This window comes from Meiothermus cerbereus, from assembly GCF_051297115.1.
Taxonomy (GTDB): Bacteria; Deinococcota; Deinococci; order Deinococcales; family Thermaceae; genus Meiothermus; species Meiothermus cerbereus_A.
In genome coordinates this window covers 1-18,870 of the sequence record NZ_JBEVAL010000021.1, presented here as the reverse complement: position 1 = coordinate 18,870, position 18,870 = coordinate 1, and the positions used below count along the sequence as shown (strand labels likewise).

The 18,870-nt window shown below is 61.3% G+C and carries 13 protein-coding genes and 1 riboswitch; of the genes, 9 read left to right on the top strand and 4 right to left on the bottom strand.

Features of this window, described 5'->3' with window-relative positions:
• Positions 1-270: 270 nt before the first annotated feature.
• The 4 genes from ABWU19_RS06250 to ABWU19_RS06235 form a co-directional block, all read right to left on the bottom strand.
• Positions 271-1,470: an ABC transporter substrate-binding protein gene (locus ABWU19_RS06250; RefSeq protein ID WP_435900861.1), complete on the bottom strand. Its 1,200-nt coding sequence runs from the start codon at positions 1,468-1,470 to the stop codon at positions 271-273.
• A gap of 97 nt (positions 1,471-1,567) precedes the next feature.
• Positions 1,568-2,362: a carbohydrate ABC transporter permease gene (locus ABWU19_RS06245; RefSeq protein WP_435900860.1), complete on the bottom strand. Its 795-nt coding sequence runs from the start codon at positions 2,360-2,362 to the stop codon at positions 1,568-1,570.
• A gap of 118 nt (positions 2,363-2,480) precedes the next feature.
• The gene (locus tag ABWU19_RS06240) at positions 2,481-3,314 is read right to left on the bottom strand and encodes a carbohydrate ABC transporter permease (RefSeq protein WP_435900859.1); all 834 of its coding nucleotides are present in this window, start codon (positions 3,312-3,314) and stop codon (positions 2,481-2,483) included.
• 166 nt (positions 3,315-3,480) lie between these two features.
• The gene (locus ABWU19_RS06235; protein WP_435900858.1) at positions 3,481-4,521 is read right to left on the bottom strand and encodes an HD domain-containing phosphohydrolase; all 1,041 of its coding nucleotides are present in this window, start codon (positions 4,519-4,521) and stop codon (positions 3,481-3,483) included.
• A 550-nt stretch (positions 4,522-5,071) separates the two neighbouring features.
• Positions 5,072-5,157: riboswitch (cyclic di-GMP riboswitch) on the top strand.
• Positions 5,158-5,217: 60 nt separating this feature from the next.
• On the opposite strand from ABWU19_RS06235, the gene ABWU19_RS06230 reads away from it, so the two are divergent.
• From ABWU19_RS06230 to ABWU19_RS06190, 9 genes are all read left to right on the top strand, one after another.
• Positions 5,218-6,876 carry a S8 family peptidase gene (locus tag ABWU19_RS06230; protein ID WP_435900857.1) on the top strand — a complete coding sequence of 553 codons (1,659 nt, stop codon included), beginning with the start codon at positions 5,218-5,220 and terminating at the stop codon, positions 6,874-6,876.
• A gap of 2 nt (positions 6,877-6,878) precedes the next feature.
• Positions 6,879-7,592: a type I CRISPR-associated protein Cas7 gene (locus tag ABWU19_RS06225; protein WP_435900856.1), complete on the top strand. Its 714-nt coding sequence runs from the start codon at positions 6,879-6,881 to the stop codon at positions 7,590-7,592.
• 183 nt (positions 7,593-7,775) lie between these two features.
• Positions 7,776-10,049: a diguanylate cyclase gene (locus tag ABWU19_RS06220; RefSeq protein WP_435900855.1), complete on the top strand. Its 2,274-nt coding sequence runs from the start codon at positions 7,776-7,778 to the stop codon at positions 10,047-10,049.
• A gap of 111 nt (positions 10,050-10,160) precedes the next feature.
• Positions 10,161-11,609 carry an argininosuccinate lyase gene (locus ABWU19_RS06215; protein WP_435900854.1) on the top strand — a complete coding sequence of 483 codons (1,449 nt, stop codon included), beginning with the start codon at positions 10,161-10,163 and terminating at the stop codon, positions 11,607-11,609.
• Positions 11,610-11,758: 149 nt separating this feature from the next.
• Entirely contained in the window at positions 11,759-13,144 is a 1,386-nt protein-coding gene (locus tag ABWU19_RS06210; RefSeq protein ID WP_435900853.1) for a vWA domain-containing protein, read from the top strand.
• A gap of 2 nt (positions 13,145-13,146) precedes the next feature.
• Complete coding sequence (locus ABWU19_RS06205) at positions 13,147-15,009, top strand: protein kinase domain-containing protein (RefSeq protein WP_435900852.1); 1,863 nt, start codon at positions 13,147-13,149, stop codon at positions 15,007-15,009.
• On the top strand, positions 15,006-15,560 hold the full coding sequence (locus tag ABWU19_RS06200) for an FHA domain-containing protein (RefSeq protein WP_435900851.1): 555 nt from the start codon (positions 15,006-15,008) through the stop codon (positions 15,558-15,560). Before ABWU19_RS06205 ends, ABWU19_RS06200 begins: the two co-directional genes overlap by 4 nt.
• A 2-nt stretch (positions 15,561-15,562) precedes the next feature.
• Positions 15,563-17,335, top strand: coding sequence for a PP2C family protein-serine/threonine phosphatase (locus ABWU19_RS06195; RefSeq protein ID WP_435900850.1), 1,773 nt, complete (start codon positions 15,563-15,565; stop codon positions 17,333-17,335).
• A 189-nt stretch (positions 17,336-17,524) separates the two neighbouring features.
• Positions 17,525-18,532, top strand: a complete 1,008-nt coding sequence (locus ABWU19_RS06190) for an isocitrate/isopropylmalate dehydrogenase family protein (RefSeq protein ID WP_435900849.1) — start codon at positions 17,525-17,527, stop codon at positions 18,530-18,532.
• Positions 18,533-18,870 lie beyond the last annotated feature (338 nt).

Sequence of the window (18,870 nt, the reverse complement as noted above, 5' to 3'; positions counted from 1 at the left end):
AAAAAAGCATCCAAAAGATATGCTTTCCTAGCGCCCCTAAAGACCTCTTTGCCGACTGTGATAAGCTGCATCTGGGGAACCTCCTCTTCCTAAAAACTGGTTCCCCTATTTTGCTTCACTTAGCGTCTCACCTGTGATTGTCCGAGTTCAGGCTGGCAGCCCAGCAGCAAGACCAGCTAGCTCTATACCATCTCTGCGCGCAATAAGCGCCAAAAACCCCCTCGCGGCTCCCAACCATTGCAGCGCTACTGGGTATTGGCTCAAGTTGTACTAGCGGCGTTCAACGCTGTTGGCGCGGCGCTGGGCTTCTTCCAGCACCTGCCTGGCGCTGGCGTTGCCCTTCAGAACCCGCTCGAGGGCATCTTCTAAAAAGCTGTACCAGATTGTAAACTCGGGGTCTTGTAACCAAACGTCGGCGTGCTCTACCTGGCCAAAAGCCACCCGGCGGCGGGGGTCTTCCTTGTAGAAGTCTTCCAGGAGGGGCTGGGCCGACCGACGCATGGGCATGTAGTAGGTGGCCTTGACCCATTTGGCAATGTTGGCGGGCTCCATCAGGAAGCGCCAGAAGGCCACTGCACCACGGGCTTGCTGCTCGCTGGCCCCGCGGAGCACCACCAAGGTACCGCCAGCCAGGGGCACTTTCCCGCCCTCCGAGCGGGGAACCGCTGCCACGCCAAGCCTGAAGGGGATGGGCGCACGGTTTTCAATCAGCGGCCACAGGGTAATGGGCGCAATACCCATAAAGGTCTTGGTGCGCAAAAAGTCGGCTACGGAGAACTGGGCCTCAGCAATGTTGCGGCTCTGGGCAATATTCTTCCGAACCAGGTCTTGCAGGAACTCCAGGCTCTCCAGCGCTTTGGGGTTGGTAAAGTCGGGGCGGCCCTGGCTGTTGACGATGGACCCCCCCCGGCTCATCACCAGCACCGCAAAGCTGTAGATGTCGCTCGAGACGGTGTAGCCTTTTGCCGCGCGGGTGGTCAGGCGTTGGGCAGCGGTGGCCACATCGTCCCAGGTGCGTGGGGCACCCAGCCCTTTGGAGGCGAACTGGTCGGCGTTATAGAAAAGTACCGGAATCGAGAGGCCGATGGGCAGCCCGTAGGTACGGCCCCGCAGCTTACCGGTCTCCAAAAATCCAGGATAAAAATCGCCCGGCAGGTTCCCCAGGTATTCGTCCAAAGGCAGGGCTACGTTGTCCTGAGCCATCCGCCCCAGAAAGGAAATTTCGGCGTGAAACAGCGCTGGCGCACCCCCAGAACGCAGTGCGGCCAGTAGCTTCAGGCCCCCCTCGCGGTAGTCTCCCACAAAGCTGGGCACAATCCGGTAGTCCCGTTGTCGACTGTTGAACTCGCGGATCATCTCCTCTAAAGGCTCCTGGCCTGGCGGACCCGCGGTGTGCCAGAAAGGGATATCTACCGGGCGCTGAGCCAGGGACCATCCCAGCGCAACCAACAGCACAATCAAAAAACGCATCTGCTTTACCCTCCAGGGTTTACTGCTGGGCAAACCCCGTCCTAGTTTGCCACACCCTGGATGAGAAAAAAGTTCGATCCAACCAAGAGCGGCTGGCTTACCCTTTAAGGCCTTCCTCAAAGGTTTCCACAATTCTTCGCTCGTAGAGCAAATAGATGATGACCAGGGGCAGGGTTGCAGCCAGGGCCGCCGCCGACAGGGGCCCCCAGTCGGCGGGGTTCTGGCGTTGCAAGTCGGTGATCCAGGTCTGCACGGTTTTGAGTTCTTTGCTGCCAGCCACAATTCGCGGATAGAGCACCAGGTTCCAGTGGGCAGCAAAAGCCAGTACCCCCGCCGCAATCAGCTGGGGGCGCAGGAGCGGCAACAGGATGCGCGTCAGCAAAATGCGGTGGCCGGCCCCATCAAGCCGGGCGGCCTCGAGCAGTTCTTCTGGAACCGTACGCATCCCCTGGAAAAGCAGGTACACGATGAAGGGGCTGGCAGCAAAAGGCAGCACCAGCGCCCAGATGGTGTCTAAAATCTTGAGCCCTACCAGCAGGCCATACAGGGGAACCAACAACAACTCGACGGGAATAGCCAAAAGCACCAGAAAGAACGGCAGAATCCTGGCACCTTCCTTAATGGCGTAGGCCGCCAAAAAGCCGGTGGTGAGCTGAAGCAGGGTTACGCTCCCGGTCAGGAGCACCGAGAACACCAGGCGCCCCCAAAAGCCTTCCCAAAAGCCGTCGCGGCCCAGCACCTCGAAGTTGGCCAGGCTAAAGCCCAGTTTCCCGAAAATGTCGCCGCTAAAGACCGCTTCTGGCGGGATGAAGGCCGCATAAGCCATCCAGACAAAGGGCAGGGCCACCAGGAAGGCCGCCGTCCAAACCAGCAAATGCCCTAGCCAGCGCACAAACACACCTCCAGGTAGGGGCAGGACAGGGTGTTACGGGCAGCCTGCCCGACCCGGCCTGGCTCGAGCCCAGGGGAAATGTGCGGTTCAGAGCAGGCAACCGGCATAACTCTCCCCTTCATTTCTCCTCCCGCAAAAGCCGGGCCTGGGCCAGGGCAAAAGACAGCGTCAACAACAAAATGATTACCGTGAGGGCAGCCGCATAACCAAGGCGGCCCGCTTCAAAACCGGTCTTGTAGAGGTAGTAACCCAGCACCTCGGTACCGCCAAACGGCCCCCCCCGGGTCAGCAGGAACACCGCTGTATAGCCTTGCAGGGTCAAAACAGTGCCAATCACCACCAAAAAGGTAATGGCCGGGCGCAAAAGGGGCAGGGTGATAAAGCGGAAGGCCTGGGCCGGGGTCGCCCCATCTACGGCGGCGGCCTCGAGCAACGTCCTGGGAATGGCCTTCAAGCGCGCCGAGACCACCAGCACCCCGTAGCCGATATGCCGCCAGATGGTAAAAAGCATAACAAGCACCAGGGCCCAAAACGGACTCTGATCCCAGCGCGGCACCGGAACCAGCGAAGCCAGTGCGCCGTACTCGGGCGAAAACAGGGTGTACCAGGCCACCGCAGCCCCCCCCAGCGTGACCAGCCCTGGCAAGAAGAGCAGGGCCTTGATGGGGCGCTCGTAGGGCTGGCCATCCAGGGCTAAGGCCAGCAGCACCGAAAGCAAGACAAAAGGAACCAGGGTCATGACTGCAAAAATCAAGGTGATGCGTAGGCTGTTGTAAAAATCCGGGTCGCGCAGAATGTTTCGGTAGTTTTCAAGGCCAATGGGTGCAGGCTCCGACAACCCCGTCCAGTCCCAGGTTGAAAAACGCAGCACATCCAAAAATGGGTACAACAAAAACAGCCCCAGCAAAGCAACTGCTGGGAGCGCGAACCAGAAAGCGTTATTGCGGCCCATGTTTCATCCCTGTCCAGCAATAGCTAAACAACACCAGGGTACTATACCAAAACTCCTGTACGGGTGTTTGCAACGCACTTTTGTTTTTTTGGAGTTTTCGAAAATAGCGCCACTGCTTTCCCGTGCCAACACATGTTTCTAGCCCGCCGCCGCTCGTTGTGTCCGCTCAGCCTTGCACCAGCGGCGCGGGCAATAAGAAGGCCCCTTCGTGGACGCACTGTAAAAATGCTCTGACCACATCGGGGTCAAACTGAGAACCCGCCTGGCGCTTAATTTCCGCAACGGCCTGTGGCACAGGCCAGGCTTGTTTGTACGGGCGTTTACACACCAGGGCGTCAAAGACATCTACTACTGCCACAATTCGGGCTTCCAGGGGAATGGCTTCGCCTTTGAGGCCGTCTGGGTAGCCTCCACCATCGAAGTGTTCGTGGTGCGAGCGCGCGATGCGGCTGGCCATCTGTAAGTAAACCGACTTACCCCCCTCAAGCAGCGAAGCACCCACCACAGTATGGCTCTTCATGAGCTCGTACTCTTCTGGGGTAAGCCGCGAAGATTTGCGGAGTATGGCGTCCGGTATTGCAATTTTGCCTATATCGTGCAGGGGTGCCGCCTGGCGAAGCGCTTCCACCACAGCGGACTCCAGGCCCAAGCCCTGTGCAATTTTGCAGGCGTTTTCGGCAACCCTGTGCACGTGCTCACCCGTATCGTCATCGCGAAATTCGGCAGCGTGCGCCAGGCGTCGAAGCACATCCAGATGCGCTTCGTGCAATTCCTGGGTACGGGCCCGCACGGCTGCCTCCAGTCGCAAATTCTCATCTTTTAGCTGCAAGTGCAGGTAACGGGTCTGGAGCAAGCGGCGCACCCTTAAGGCCACCTCGAGTAAGTCAAAGGGTTTTTGCAAAAAATCTTCAGCCCCGAGTTTCAGGGCTCGGTGCTTGACTTCGGCTGTGGGGTCGGCAGTAAGCACAAGCACCGGCAGGTATTCGCCGTCCACCTGGCGCTCCTGCAGGTACTTGAGTATCTCAAAGCCATTCCGTTTGGGCATGTGCAAATCCAGCAGAATCACGTCGGGCTGAAATCTGCTCAAACACTCTTCGAAGCGGGTTGGGTCCGTGGTGGCGTAAATACGAGAAAACCCCACACGCTCGAGGGTTCTTTGCAGCAAAGCCACGTTTGCCGGCTCATCATCCACAACAAAAACGGTCATGTTTTCCAATTGCATGGGTACTCCATCCTTCATGGCCAAAACAAATCCCCCGACACTAACCTTAGCGCCTGCAAAAAAACGTTGGCAAATTCAACCAATGTGTCCAATGCTTATGGGTAATTTGTGAAGTATACCATGCTTGGCAAAATAATGTGGGTTATTTGCACTTTAGCAGCCCGGTTGTAGATAAGTGCGTTCTGGGCGAGTTTTTTGGGATTCTCGCACAGCCCCTATGGCTTGGCTGCGGTGGGGTACGTTGGTGCAAATATAGTGTTTGGGACGAGGTTTATAGCCCTCGCTTCAAGTTTGTGCCATCTGAACCAAACCACCCGACCCGGCCTGCCTAAGCTCGTGACAGGTGGTCAGCTTTGCAAACGCTTGCACACTCAAACCAGACCAGGCCCCACCCCATACGGGTGTCAAGGTGCAGGGGTACAGGGTTGACCGAGGCGGCTATGAAGACTGTTCTGCGGGATATTGAGGACAGTCGGAGCCTGAGAAGCAGTCCGGCTAAAGCAAATGCTGCCGGACTCAATATCTCGTTTGAAAAGCTAAGTTCGGAGGTGATGATCCGTGATTCCCAATCTGGGCACCAAGGGAAACGGGGAGCCAGTGGTGCAACCGGCCGAACGCTATGGCGTTACTGCTGCGCACTGGATAGCCCCTATACAACAGAAGCTCCTTGGATTAGCACTGATGGTTCTGGCTGCAATAACCTTAACCGCGTGCTCATCGAATCAAAGCCAGGTAGGCATTGAAGTTACGCCTCAAGCCGTACCTTATGTGGGGGGGCAGGTAAATCTTAGCTGGAATATAGAGGGGGCCCAGTTTTATACGGTTCGTAGCGAGCCCCCGCTGCCCGGCCTGCCTTTTGTTACAAGAAGCTCTTCAGCCCGCATTCAGCTCGAGAGCAACCAGAGCCCCAACCCTAAAAGTTATCAGGTAATTATTGAGGCCAATACTCCCAAAGGCCTCGAGCGCATCGTCATCAACCTGCGCGTAGAGGGAAAGGCGGTCTGCTCCAGCAGCATCAAATCGCAAGCGCAGCTTCCTGCGGCCAAATCGGTGCTAAAAGCGACAGGGTTGGGCCACTTTGATGTACCCCACGTAGCGGGGCGCTTGATTGTCTATAGCAAAAACCGCATAAGCCTGCAAAGCCACATCGCCAGCGCCCAAAGCCTGGGGGCCCAGTGGGCGCGGGATCTGGGGGGTGGCTGGAACCTGTACCGCACCCAGCCCGGCCAAGAGGCCAAGGTGGCCCAAAGCCTGTATCAGCACGGGCTGGGCCAGTACGTGCAGCCTGAGTATCTCTACCAGCCCGACAGCCTGGCCGTGCCCCCCCATAACCGCAGCTACCAGCTAGAACAAGCGGCTGTGTTTGGGCTGATGAACATCGAACAAGCCTGGCAGAAGCTTGGTGCAGTTAAGCCAGGGTGCGATGCACCGGTAGTCGCCGTGGTCGATACTGGGTTCTATACCCAGCGGGGCGACCTGGCGCCCAATTTGACTCCCCAAAATAGCTGGCTGGACGTAGTGGGAGACGAGATCGAAAACCCCCGCCCCGTCCGAGGTGCAGTAGAACCAAAACCCGGCACCGGCGCCAACCACGGAACCCAGGTGGCGAGCATTATCGCGGCCACTACCAATGACGGCTCGGCCCTGGCTGGCACTGCCTATAACCTGCTGCGCGTACTGCCCATCAAGGTTTTCGATGCCAAGCGGCAGGCCGGTACGCTGCAAGTGGCCCAGGCGCTGGAGTACGCCGCTGGGGCAACCCAAATCGCCGGGCAGGTTTTCATCAACCCCACCCCGGCTCAGGTTGTCAACTTATCGCTTTCCATTTCCAAGCCGGGTTTTCGCGACCCCTACCTCGAGCAGGTACTCGAGCAGGTTACGCAGCAGGGGGTGGTGGTGGTGGCCTCGAGCGGCAACGCAGACCAGCCCTCGGTGGGCTACCCCGCATCCTCGCCTTTTGTGATTGCAGTTGGTGCCGCCGATGCCAGCCTGGCGCGGGCCAGGTGGTTTAGCGGCTATGGCTCCAACTATGGCAGCGAGCTCGAGTTTGTTGCCCCTGGCAGCGGTGTGCCAGTAGCCCACGGGCCCAGCAAGGACGACTACGCCCTGGCCTATGGCACTTCCGCCTCTGCACCTTTCATCAGCAGCGCCATCGGCCTGTATCTCCTACAGCAGCAGCAGCTTGGCAAATCTCACACAGACCGGCTGGCCCAGGTACGCAACTGCTTGAAAAGCGCTGGGCAAAACGCTTCGGCCTGGAACAGCCAAACCGGCTACGGACTCGTGGACCTGGCCAAGGTGGTGGATCCCAACAACGCCGCCTGTTTTCCTAAGGAGTAGCCATGACCTGCAACCCAGATCTACATCACAAGTTTGTGCTGCTTTTTGAGATCAAAAACGCCAGCCCGCTCGACCTGTCCTTTCTGAGCAGCCCCCACCAGCTCGCCCAGGATGTGCGCTATGGGCTGGTGTTCGATGAGGCGATCAGGGAAGCGCTAAACCTGTACTTTGAGAAAGAATCGCTGCCCGTGCTCAGAAAATGGCCGGCCATTGAGCAAGCCTACGCCGCAAAGGGGGCTAAGGCCCTGTGTGCAGGGTTTTACAACCTGCGGATGTTTGGCCTCGTCCACCCCGCAGGGCACACCCTGATTCCGGGCCCAGTTCGCTTTTCGCTGGCCCGCTCGGTTGATCCCATCTTCCCGCTCACTTCGGGCCGTAATGCGGCCTATGGGCTTTACCGCATGCACGGATACTACACCCCCACCGCCGGGAAGCAAAACGGTGTAAGCGCGTCGGATTTGGAGCTGCTCTGGAAAGGGCTGTCCAGGGTGTTTACACCAGATACCTCGAGCTGGCCTATCGAAGCATCCATGCGGGGCTTGTGGGTCTTTACCCACCAGGCCAAAGAGCCCATCCCCTCCAGGGAGTTGTTCAACCTGGTGCAAACCCCAGCCCTAAAATGTCAGGCCCAAAAATTTGAAGACTATTCCATCCAGGCTCCTCCCCCGGGCAGGCTCGAGGCCATGCCCAGCGTGTTTCTAACCCAGCTTGCCTGAGGTTCCAATGCCCATCAGGCTTCGCTCAGCCATGGTTTCGCTCAGGCTTTTGCCCGCTAACGCTCGGGATGGCTATATGCGTTGTTTTGGTAGCGGGCTGCCTACAGATTCAGAACCCCAAATCAGACGATTTCGGTTTACGGAGCTCAGACATGTAGATAACTGCTTTGTAGAGGTTCTCCTATGAAGCCTGGAGATCTTATCAACGCCAAACCCCTCTCTGGAAAAACCCAGCCATATCTAGCAAAAATGCTGCGCGGGGGCCTACTGGCCGTATCGCTGCTGGCAGCGGTAGCGATTCTACTGCTCTGGCACCACTCCTTCCTGGCTTCGCCCCTGTGGATCTGGCTGGTGCTGGGCAGTACAGCTTTCCTCTCGTACAGGAGCAGGCAGGTTTGGCAGCAGCTGCTTTGGGGCCAGAAGGAAACCTCCAATCAGCTGGCCCTGCTGGTCAACGCCTTGCAGGTGCTGTCGACCCTTACCAGTCGCGAGCAGGTGCTCAGGGCTATGCCCGAATTGCTCGAGCAGCAAGCAGAGCACATCACGGTATGGCTGCCCGAAACAGACCGATTGCAGTTGTATTGTTCCAGCACCCCGTCGGCAGTCAGCGCCCTCGAGCAGGCCGTAGCTCAGCGGGCCTATGTGCAGGGTTCCATCGCGTATGAGGAGGAAACCGAAGGGTTTTCGCAGATGCCAAGCACCCCCCACAGGCCTTGCTGGCTACAGCGGGTGCTTGCCAAAACCATGCGCGGCCCAGGTAGACAAACCTCACCAGACCGGCAACCCCCCAGCCGTTGTATGGCCATTCCCCTCCTCGAGCACGATGAGGTTGCTGCTGTGGTATGCCTGAAGCGCCGCCGAGATTTTCAGCCTCGAGAACAGGTCTGCTTCGATCGCTTCGCCAAAACCGTAAGCAACCGCCTTACCTGGATTGCCGAGCAAGCAGAAGCCCGGCTTCTTCACCAGCTTTCCATTTCACTGGCCGCTGCTGGTTCGGTAGAGGAGCTTGCCGAGCGGGCGCTGGTGCTGCTGGCCTCGGGCCTAAACGCACCACACGGCGTCATCTTGCAGCAACAGGGCAAACAGTTACGCACTTTAGCTCAATACCAGGCAGTGCAAACCCCTGGTGAAGCCTGGAGTCCCCCCACATCCGCCAGCGAGCGCCTGTTCTGGAAGGTTTACCATACCGGACAGCCTGTTTTTGTGGACAACCTGGCCCAGGAGGGAAGCCCCCTAGCCGACCATCACGGAAGCCTCGCAGTTCATCCCATTACCTTGCCCAACATGCCTCGAGCCCGCGTACTGCTGGGCCTGGCCCACCCTCAGCCCCACCGATGGAAACCTTCTGAACAAAACCTGCTAAACCTGGCCTGCCGCTCTATTAGCCTGGCGCTGGAGGGCGCCCTGGCCCGGCAACGCCTGGAAACCGTGCTCGATCTATCGCACCAGGCCGCCCTGGATAACTCAGAGAGCCTCTATCAGCAGGTGTTGGATTCGGCAGTGGAGCTCATTCCAGGTGCAGAAGCAGGCAGTCTGCTCGTCCGCCGGGGGGAGCACTTCCACTTTAAGGCTGCGGTGGGCTACGAACTCGAGCACCTCAAAAACATCACCATCACCTTTACTGAGCAGGACCACCAGCAGTGGTACGGAGATAACCTCGAGGGGTGGTATAGGGGCGAACCACGCATCCTATCCAATGAATGGGCATCCATCGAGGCACACAGTGTCAAGAGCTCCTCGGCTGGGGCAGACCTGGCCGCTTATACCAGGCGTATCCAGTCCAACCTGGCCATTCCGGTGCTTTATCAAGGGCATGTGCTGGCCCTGCTCAATCTGGACAACTTCCACGACACACGGGCATTTGGTCAGGATTCTTTAGAGGTCGCTCGCTTTTTTGTTACCCCTGTGGCAACGCTGCTTCACCAGGCGCACACCCGTCAAAGCCTGGCAGAAGCAGCCCTGACCGATTCCTTGACGGGCCTTGCCAACCGTCGGGCCTTCAATGCATTTTTCGACGAGGAATTGGCTCTGGCAAAGCGGTACCGGCATTCATTTTCGCTGCTGCTGATGGATCTGCAAGGTTTCAAAGCCATAAATGACCAGCTAGGGCATGCCCTGGGCGACGAAGCCCTGATAAGAGTGGCCGAGGCTCTAAAAAGGACATGCCGCGAATCGGACGGCTTATTCCGCTTTGGCGGGGATGAGTTTGCCGCCGTATTGCCTTATGCCACAAAAGAACAGGCCGTACATGCTGCCCAGCGCTACGCCAGAGCCATCCAGGAAATCAGCATCAGAGGCCGTGTCCTGGGGGTAAACATTGGCGTGGCCACCTACCCCCTGGATGGCTCCGACAAGGAAACTTTGCTGCGGGTGGCAGATGGGTGCATGTATGCGGCAAAAGAGCGACGCCTCAGTGTTTTGCAGGAGCCCGGCTTTTTGCTCGATACACCAGGTTGAGTTTGCGATCCAGGCTTGCATCGGTTGGGCGCAGACCACATCATCGGCACAGCCAAAACAGTCACACTCCCAAAGCGGGGCTGGGTGTAGCCTTGAGTAAGGGTGAGAGCAATGCGCTGGCACAAGCTGTATAGCCGCTGGGTGCTGCAAAGGCACTTTCGCTTTGCAAAAGAGTATCTGGGCGATTATTTTTTCGATGCCCTCACAGCTTATGCCCTGGGCCTGGGCAAGCTCGGCATCCTCGAGGCCAAGGAGGCTGCCTGGGCCTTGAGTGAGTTGCGCAAAGACCCCATTCCGGGATTTAGCGGGCAGCTCGAGGACGTTTTTTTCACCATAGACTTCCACCTGCGCGAGCGCTTCGGTTCCGAGGTGGCCGGTGCGCTAAGGCGCGGCCTCTCGCGCAACGACCTCGACCTGACGGTGTTCCGCGCCTATGCCTGCGAGCGGCTCTTGCGCATTTTGACCGCCTTATCCGACCTGCGGCGGGAGCTGCTGGGCCTGGGCCAGACCCACCGCCAGACCCTGCTGACCGCCTATACCCACCACCGCCCGGCCCAGCCCACCACCCTGGGACACTACCTGACCGGGGTAGAAAACCTACTCTCGCGCGATTTCCAGCGCCTGCGCTCGGCCTTCCTGACCACCGACAAATGCCCTTTGGGGGCCTCGACCCTGGCCGGTAGCCCCTACCCGGTAGACCGCAAGGCCCTGGCACGCTGGCTGGGTTTTGGCGGCACCCTCGAGCACACCTACGACGCCATTGCCGCAGGCGACTGGGCTTTAGAGATCGCCTATGCCCTGGCGGGCATGGCCACCAGTTTGTCGCGCCTGGTGGCCGACCTTCTGTTCTGGGCCGAGCAAGGGGGGTTTCTGGTAGCCGAAAAAATCAGCCAGGGCTCTTCGATCATGCCGCAGAAGGTCAACCCGGTGGTTTTGGAGCACGTGCGCGGCTTCCTGGCCGAGCTGATGGGCGGCCCCACCACCCTGGGCCACCTCAACTACAGCACCCCCTTTGGCGATGTCAACGACCACGGCCCGGCGGTGCTCGAGCCCCTGCACAGCCTGTTCTACGCCGCCGAGGGGGCCGTGGCGCTTTTGCGGGTGGCCTTGCAGGAGAGCCGCTTTGTGCCCGAGGTGCTGGCCCAGGGGCTGCACGACCGCAGCGTGCTGGCCTCTGAGCTGGTAGATGTGCTGGTTTCCCGCAAGCGTTTATCGCTGGCCGAGGCCTACCCCAAGGTGCAGGGGATGCTGCGCGAGCTGAGCAGCAAAGGCCGCAGCGTGGCCGAGCTGGGCCTGGACGACCTGCAAAGCCACCTGGGGTTTGGCGACCCCGAGCTGTTGCAGGCTTTAGAGCCCGAGCGCTTCCTGGCCCGGCGCAAGGTGCTGGGCGGGGCCGCCCCCGAGGCCCAGGCGGTCTACCTGGACTTCGCCCTGAACCGATTAAAGCTCGAGCGCCTGGAACTCAAAGAGCTTAAGCGTCGGCGTCGTAAGGCCTTGCGGACGCTGGCCCAGGAGCCTTTGAGCCTGCTGACACAGCCTGCCCAAACCTCGAGCGCTTAGCGCCTTTATTCATGAATCTCCCCAAAGGCAAAACCAATCGAGACGGCTTCTGGTCTGGCCGATGGGCTACAATCTTGAGTGTGCTCGCATTGAAGCGCAACCGACCCATCAAGCACGAACCCGCTGCTGTGTAGGTATACAGGAGGCGTATGCTCGAGACCCGTCTACAACCCCACCGCGAATACCTGCTGGCCCATATGCCCGGCCAGAAGATGTTTTTAGCCCTCAAGGTGCGCCCCGAGGCCCAGGCCGCCAGCGCCCGACCCCAGCTCGCCATTGCCTTTGTGGTGGATACCTCCGGCTCGATGCGCGAGGTGGTGACCGAGCCCACCCAGCGCACCGGGCAGAGCGTGCGGGTAGACGGCAGGGAGTACGAGGTGGTGCGCGGGGCCAAGAGCAAGATGGACCTGGTGGTGGAGGCGCTGCAAAGCCTGCTCAATAGCCGTCAGCTCGAGCCCACCGACCGCCTGGCCCTGATCAAGTTCGACGACCACGCCGGCGTGGTACAGCCCTTTACCGACGCCGCCCACAAAGCCCGCTTGATGACAGCCGTAAAGCAGCTGCCGCAGTTTTCCGGCGGAACCCACATGGGCGCGGGCATGCTGGAAGGCATGAAGCAACTGCAAAAAGAGTCGGGCAGTCGCCGCATGATTCTGCTGACCGACGGACAGGCTTTCGACGAGCCGCTGGTGGAAGAGGCCGCAGCGCAACTGGCCGAGGCCCACATCCCGGTAACGGCCATCGGCGTGGGCGACGACTGGAACGACGACCTCCTGATGGCCATTACCGACCGCACCCAGGGCAGGCCCTTCCACATCGTGCCAGACACCCAGAACCCCATGCCCCCCAGCCTCAAGGCCAGCGAGCTGCCCCAGGCTATTCTGGGCGAGCTGGAAAGCGCGGCCAGCGAGGTCATCACCGACATTGGCCTGACCGTCCGAACAGTTAAGGACGTCACCCTGGATAGGGTGACGCGGGTCTATCCCACCCAGGCCGAGGTGGAGCAAAAAACGCCCTACCCCCTGGGCAACGCAGCCAAGGGCGACTGGACGGTGTTTATCCTCGAGTTCACCCTGCCGGCCCGCCCCCCTGCGCGCATCCGCCTGGCCCAGCTGGGCCTGACCTACCAGGTACCGGGCCAGGGCTACCGGGGCGAAGTACCCCCCATGGACGTGGTGGTGGAGTTCACCACCGACGAGGCCCTGGCGGCCCGCATCGACCCCGAGGTGATGCAGTGGGTGCAGCAACGCAACCTCGAGCAGCTCATCAAGCAGGCCACCGTGGAAGCCCGTACCGACCCCAGCAAAGCCGCCAAAACCCTCGAGCTGGCCCGCAACCTGACCGTCAAGCTGGGCAACACCGCCATGACCCGCGCCCTCGATCAGGCCGTGGGCGAGCTCAAGAGCAGCAAGACCATTAGCCTCGGCACCGCCAAGACCATCAAGATTGGGGCCAAAACCCAGGTGCTCAAGCAAGAACCCAGCGGGGGCGACCTGCCCTCCGATGAAGAAATCCGCAAGATCACCGGCGCCTGAGGATGGAACGCTGCCCCTACTGTGCTTCACCCATTCCCCCCGGTGCGGCCACCTGTCCGGCCTGCGGCATGGGCGTGGACGTGCACGGGGCCCATCACCTGCCGGTGGGAACCCGGCTCAAGGGGGGGCGCTACACCCTGGGCAAGGTGCTGGGGCAGGGCGGGTTCGGCATCACCTACCTGGGGGCCGATACCCAGGAAAACCGCCCTGTAGCCATTAAGGAGCTCTTCCCCGAAGGCTCTACCCGAAGGCCCCAGACCCGTCAGGTGGTGCCCCCCACCAGCCTCTTGGGGGCTGGTTTTGCCGAGACCATGGAGAAGTTCGAAGACGAGGCCCGGGTGCTGAGCAAGTTCGACCATCCCGGCATCGTGCGGGTCTTCGATATTTTTGAGGAAAACGGCACCGCCTATCTGGTGATGGAGTTCCTGAAGGGCCAGACCCTGGGCAAGCGCATCGAGAAACAGGGCAAACTGCCCGCCCGCGAGGTGCAGGATATCGCCCTCAAGCTGCTGGACGCCCTGGAAGTGGTGCACAAAGCGGGCATGCTGCACCGCGACATCAAGCCCGACAACGTCTTCTTGCACCAGGATGGCCGGGTGGTGCTGATCGACTTTGGCTCGGCCCGGCAGTTTGCCCAGGGCAAAACCCAAAAACACACCCGGCTGGTCACGCCCGGCTATGCGCCCTTGGAGCAGTACGGTACGGCGGGCAAGTTTGGCCCCTACACCGACCTCTACGCCCTGGGGGCCACGCTGTACCACGCGCTGATGGGGGTGGTACCCCCCGCCGCCACCGACCGGGTGCAGCACAACCAGCCCCTGCGGCTGCCACGCGAGACCCCCGACGGCCTCGAGCAGGCCGTCAACCGGGCCCTGGAGATTCGGGTAGACCGGCGGCCCCAGAGCGTGGCCGAGTTCCGGGCCATTCTGCTGGGCCAGCGCCAGCCCGTCCCCACCCCCACCTCCGCTACCGGCAGCCTTTCGATCCGGGTCAGCCCGCCCCAGACCGCAGTGCGGCTGAAAGGCCCCAATAACTTTCAGCGGGTGGTGCAGGGCGACACCGACCTGGATGGACTCCCCCTAGGCAGCTACACCCTGTATGCCGACGCACCCGGCTACCAGCCCCAGCAGGTCAGGGTAGAGCTCAAGGCCGGGCGGCGCCTCGAGGCCCGCTTTACCCTGGTCCCCGTTCGGCGTCCGGCCCCAGCGCCCCAACCCCAGCCCACCCCTACGCCCGTTCCACCCCCCCGACCCTCGCCCAACCCCACACCCAGTCCGGCACCCAATCCAAACCCCGCTCCCCAAAGGGCTGCTCGTCACGATCTCTGGCTCAACTTGTTGACGCTAGCGGCCTCGGCAGCCCTGTTTTATCTGCTCTACGAGGTGCGCCCAATCACCCTTCAGACCCTTCTGCAGCCCCTAGATGACCGGCTGCAACGCGACTTCAACACCTGGGTGCCTGGTTACCCCGAAATTTTCCCCTGGCTGCGGGCAGGGCTCTATACCGCTACCGCGCTGGGCGTCTTTTACATCCTGAGCCTCCTGGTAACGCGGCTTAGCTGGCTGTTGCTGGTGCTGGTGCTGGGGGGCGCAGGCGTGCTGTACTACTACAAACGGATCACGCTCGAGCAAGGGGCCCTGGCTGCAGCCATTCTGGGGGGGGTGTACCTGGGGGTATTGCTCCTGGAACGCATGAGTATCCCCCTGGCGGTGCTGCTGGGCCTGGTGGCAGCTTTTCGCTGGGCCGACCCCACGCAGGGAGAAACCCTCGAGCCCGGCGGCCTGGCCGTGGCGGTGCTTATTCTATGTTTAGGTGGTATCGTTCGCATAACCCGCGAACGAGGCAGAAAGGAGCGTAACCCATGATTGTGTGCAAGGTATGCGGAAGCGAGAACCCCAATGGAACCCAGTACTGCGAAAGCTGTGGGGTCGAACTCACCCCAGGCCAGGCTCCCGAGCCCGTAATTACCGAGATCCCGGCCACACCCCCATCAACACCGGTTGAACCCGCCCCTCACCCGGAGGCCCTCCCGAGCGCCCCCGAACCCAGCCCCGCCCCACCCCCTGCCCCCTTCTTCCGCCCGGCCCGGCTGGTCTTCAAGCGCTTTGGCGCCCTCACCAACGAGAGCATTCCCCTGCAAGGTCCGCGCCTGGTGGTGGGGCGTTTCGATGCCTCTACCGGCCCGGTGGAGATTGACCTGACCGGGGCGCCGGGGGCCGAAAACATCTCGCGCCGCCACGCCGAGCTGTTTTTCGAGGGGGTCTGGAAGGTGCGCGACCTGGGCTCCACCAATGGGGTCTTCATCAAGCGGGCCGGCGAGGAGGCCTACTCCCCCCGCCTGGTGGAGCCTGCCGAACTCCGGGACGGCGACGAGATTGCCTTTGGCAACGTCACGTTGGTCTTCCAGGAGGGTTAGCCATGCCGGGCCAGAACCCCGACGAAGAGGAAATCCAGGAAATTTTGCAGGCCGAGGCCGAGGGCATGACCCACGCCGACATGGGCCTGCCACCGCAGGAGGAGCTGCCGCCCCCCGGCGTTCAAGCATCCAAGCCGGATCAGGGCCCCAACGAAGAGGAAATCCAGGAAATTTTGCAGGCCGAGGCCGAGGGCATGACCCACCCCGACGTGGGCCTGCCACCCCCCGGCGTTCAAACATCCAAAGCCGCTTCCGAAGGGGAATTTCTGGAGGAAACCGTTTTGCCCCCCACAGTGGAAAACGCCACCCTGGCGCCGGGCTCGGCTCACACCTGGGGCCCCCTGACCTTTGAGGTGGGCAGCCCCTTCTGGGGGGGGTGGATGACCGCCCGGCGGGCAGAGGAGGCCTTGCTGGTCAGGCCAGGGTACGATGCCAGCCTGCTGGCCGGGCTAGACCACCACCGCCTGCTGCCCCGGCTGGTCTACACCGGGCCCGAGGGAGTGGCCCTCGAGGCCCTGGACGGCCAGCCCCTCCAACCGCCCCTTGCGCTGCCGGCAGCTTTGGCCGTGGTGCAGACGCTGGCCCAGCTGGTTTACTTCCTCGAGCTCAAGGGGCTGGCCCTGGTAGACCTCGAGCCCCAGGCCTTGCGCCAGACCAACCAGGGCCCCCGGCTCGCCCTGCCCCCCCGCCTGGCCCGCCTGGGCGAGTCACCGCCTAAGGTCTGGCGGCAGGGCTATACCCCGCCCGAAGTGCTGGCCGAAGCGCCCATCAGCGGCAAGACCGGGGTCTATCTGCTGGGGGCTTTGTTGTTCGAGCTGCTGACCGGCACGGCGCTGCCGGTAGAAGGACCCAGCGAGCTTTTGCTGGCGGGTATTCCGCTGCCAGGGGTTCCCCAGGCCCTCGCGCAGATGCTGGCCCCCCTGGAGGAGCGGGTCACTCCCAGGCAAGCCCTGGCCCTGCTCAAAAAGCTTTGGCGTCCAAACGAGGTGGAGGTGGTGCTCGAGCTGGGCGAGGCCACCAGCGTGGGCCTTAACCCCAGCCGCCACTACAACCAGGACGCCTACGCATACCGCCTCGAGCGCGTCCAGTCGGAGTTTGGCCGCACCCTGCTGCTCAGGGCTTGCGTTTCCGACGGCATGGGCGGCATGGCCGCGGGCGAGCGGGCCAGCCAGGCCGCGGTCGAGACCTTCATCGGGGGCAGCCTGCCCCACCCCCTCGACCACCCCCAGGCCCAGTCCGACTGGGGGGTGCGGCTGGTCTGGGCTGCCAACCAGGCCGTGCTCGAGGCCCTGGCGGGGCAGGAGGGTGGCTGCACCCTGAGCGGGGTGATTCTGTGGGGCGCACGCTACACCGTGGCCCATGTGGGCGATACCCGCATCTACCTCTGGCGCCAGGGGCAGCTCAGGCAGCTCACCCGCGACCATTCGCTGGTCGCTGCCCTGGTAGCCAGCCAGATGATCACCCGCGAAGAGGCCATGCGCCACCCCGACCGCAACCAGGTCTTGCGCTCGCTGGGCAGCCTGCGCCAACCCCAGGAAGGCTACGTGGAAACCCTCGAGGCCACCACCGGCCAGCTTTCAGCTACCCTCGAGGTCGGCGAGGCTTTGCTGCTCGTTTCCGACGGGGTCTGGGGCGAGGTGCGCGAGGCCCAGATGGCCCAGATATTGAATCAGGCCGAAAGTTCCCAGGCCGCCGCCGAAGCCCTGGTGCAGCGGGCGCTCGAGGCCGGGGCACCCGACAACGCCACCGCGCTCATCGTGAGGCGCCAGGTGTAGGAAGTCCTTGATTCATTCTTTTGGCTGGGGCCCCAGCCAAAGCAGCGCCAGGCATTGGCATTACAGCACAGTCGGTTTTGACCTGAACTAACACAGAAAGCTTCAGGTGGGGTTCATATCGAATGTGCCACCTCTAAGCATTCGATGGGCATCTCTGTGAAGGCGATATAAAATAGCCAGGGTGATACTGTGAGCAAGACCTACAAGATCTGTCTAATTGAAGGCGACGGCATCGGACACGAAGTGATTCCAGCAGCCAGGCTGGTACTGGAGGCCACCGGGCTCAAGCTCGAGTTTGTTGAGGCCCAGGCAGGCTGGGAGACCTTCGAGCGAATAGGTATCTCGGTGCCAGAGGAAACCCTCGAGGCCGTAACCCATACCGACGCCACCCTATTCGGCGCGGCCACCAGCCCCACCCAAAAGGTACCGGGCTTTTTTGGGGCCATTCGCTACATGCGGCGCAAGCTGGACCTGTTCGCCAACGTGCGCCCAGCCAAGCACCATCCGGTACCGGGCTCGAGGCCAGGAATAGACCTGGTGGTGGTGCGCGAAAACACCGAAGGCCTTTATGTAGAACAGGAGCGCAGCTACCTCGATGGCGAAATTGCCATTGCCGATACGGTAATTACCCGCAAAGCCAGCGCCCGCATCGGTGAGTACGCCGCCCGGCTGGCCGCCAGCCGCCCCCGCCAACAGCTCCATGTGGCCCACAAGGCCAACGTGCTGCCCATGACCCAGGGCCTTTTCATGAACACCGTGCTGGCCGAGGCCGCTCGTTTCCCCCAGGTCAAGACCCAGGACATCATCATCGATAACTGCGCCATGCAGCTGGTACGCAACCCCGAGCGTTTCGACGTTATCGTTACCACCAACCTGTTTGGAGACATCATCTCTGACCTCACCGCTGGTCTGGTAGGGGGCCTGGGCATTGCGGCCAGCGGCAACATCGGCACAAAGCACGCAGTGTTTGAGCCAGTGCACGGCAGCGCGCCAGACATCGCCGGGAAAGGCATTGCCAACCCAGCGGCCACTATACTCTCGGCGGTGATGATGCTGGAGCACCTCGGCGAGCATGAAATCGCCCAGCGGGTAGAGCGCGCCGTAGACAGGGTGCTCGAGGAGGGCCCCCGTACCCCCGACCTGGGCGGCAACGCCACCACCCTGCAGTTTGCCGAGGCTGTAGCCCGGGCTTTGTAAGGGGGTGCCCACAAATACCCAGCACAACCGTTTTTGTTGTACTGGGTAAATTGTGCCCCCGGGGCGTTCAGCGTATGGGAAGCGCAGCAAGAGTGAAGCCCCTGGCATGGGCCAGGCCAATTCCCGGCCAAAAATAACACGCTGGCTTCTGCCAAAAATCGCGGCCCCTGGCATTTTATTAAGCCTGGATGTGCAAATGCACCGTCTAAAGGTTAAGACCTGGACTAGAGTAGCAATATGACCGCTGCTACGCAGATTTACCGTGTTATACTGACACGTAGTTTAACCCAAGTTGCTACCTACAAAACGCTGGCCAGACGCTTGAAGTTGTGGGCAAA

What these genes read in the sequence shown, in the direction of transcription:
- ABWU19_RS06215 (WP_435900854.1), top strand. Translation starts at nt 10,161, where the DNA reads ATGCGCTGGCACAAGCTGTATAGCCGCTGGGTGCTGCAAAGGCACTTT.
- ABWU19_RS06200 (WP_435900851.1), top strand. Translation starts at nt 15,006, where the DNA reads ATGATTGTGTGCAAGGTATGCGGAAGCGAGAACCCCAATGGAACCCAG.
- ABWU19_RS06235 (WP_435900858.1), bottom strand. Translation starts at nt 4,521, where the DNA reads ATGACCGTTTTTGTTGTGGATGATGAGCCGGCAAACGTGGCTTTGCTG.
- ABWU19_RS06205 (WP_435900852.1), top strand. Translation starts at nt 13,147, where the DNA reads ATGGAACGCTGCCCCTACTGTGCTTCACCCATTCCCCCCGGTGCGGCC.
- ABWU19_RS06230 (WP_435900857.1), top strand. Translation starts at nt 5,218, where the DNA reads ATGGTTCTGGCTGCAATAACCTTAACCGCGTGCTCATCGAATCAAAGC.
- ABWU19_RS06225 (WP_435900856.1), top strand. Translation starts at nt 6,879, where the DNA reads ATGACCTGCAACCCAGATCTACATCACAAGTTTGTGCTGCTTTTTGAG.
- ABWU19_RS06250 (WP_435900861.1), bottom strand. Translation starts at nt 1,470, where the DNA reads ATGCGTTTTTTGATTGTGCTGTTGGTTGCGCTGGGATGGTCCCTGGCT.
- ABWU19_RS06240 (WP_435900859.1), bottom strand. Translation starts at nt 3,314, where the DNA reads ATGGGCCGCAATAACGCTTTCTGGTTCGCGCTCCCAGCAGTTGCTTTG.
- ABWU19_RS06220 (WP_435900855.1), top strand. Translation starts at nt 7,776, where the DNA reads ATGAAGCCTGGAGATCTTATCAACGCCAAACCCCTCTCTGGAAAAACC.
- ABWU19_RS06195 (WP_435900850.1), top strand. Translation starts at nt 15,563, where the DNA reads ATGCCGGGCCAGAACCCCGACGAAGAGGAAATCCAGGAAATTTTGCAG.
- ABWU19_RS06210 (WP_435900853.1), top strand. Translation starts at nt 11,759, where the DNA reads ATGCTCGAGACCCGTCTACAACCCCACCGCGAATACCTGCTGGCCCAT.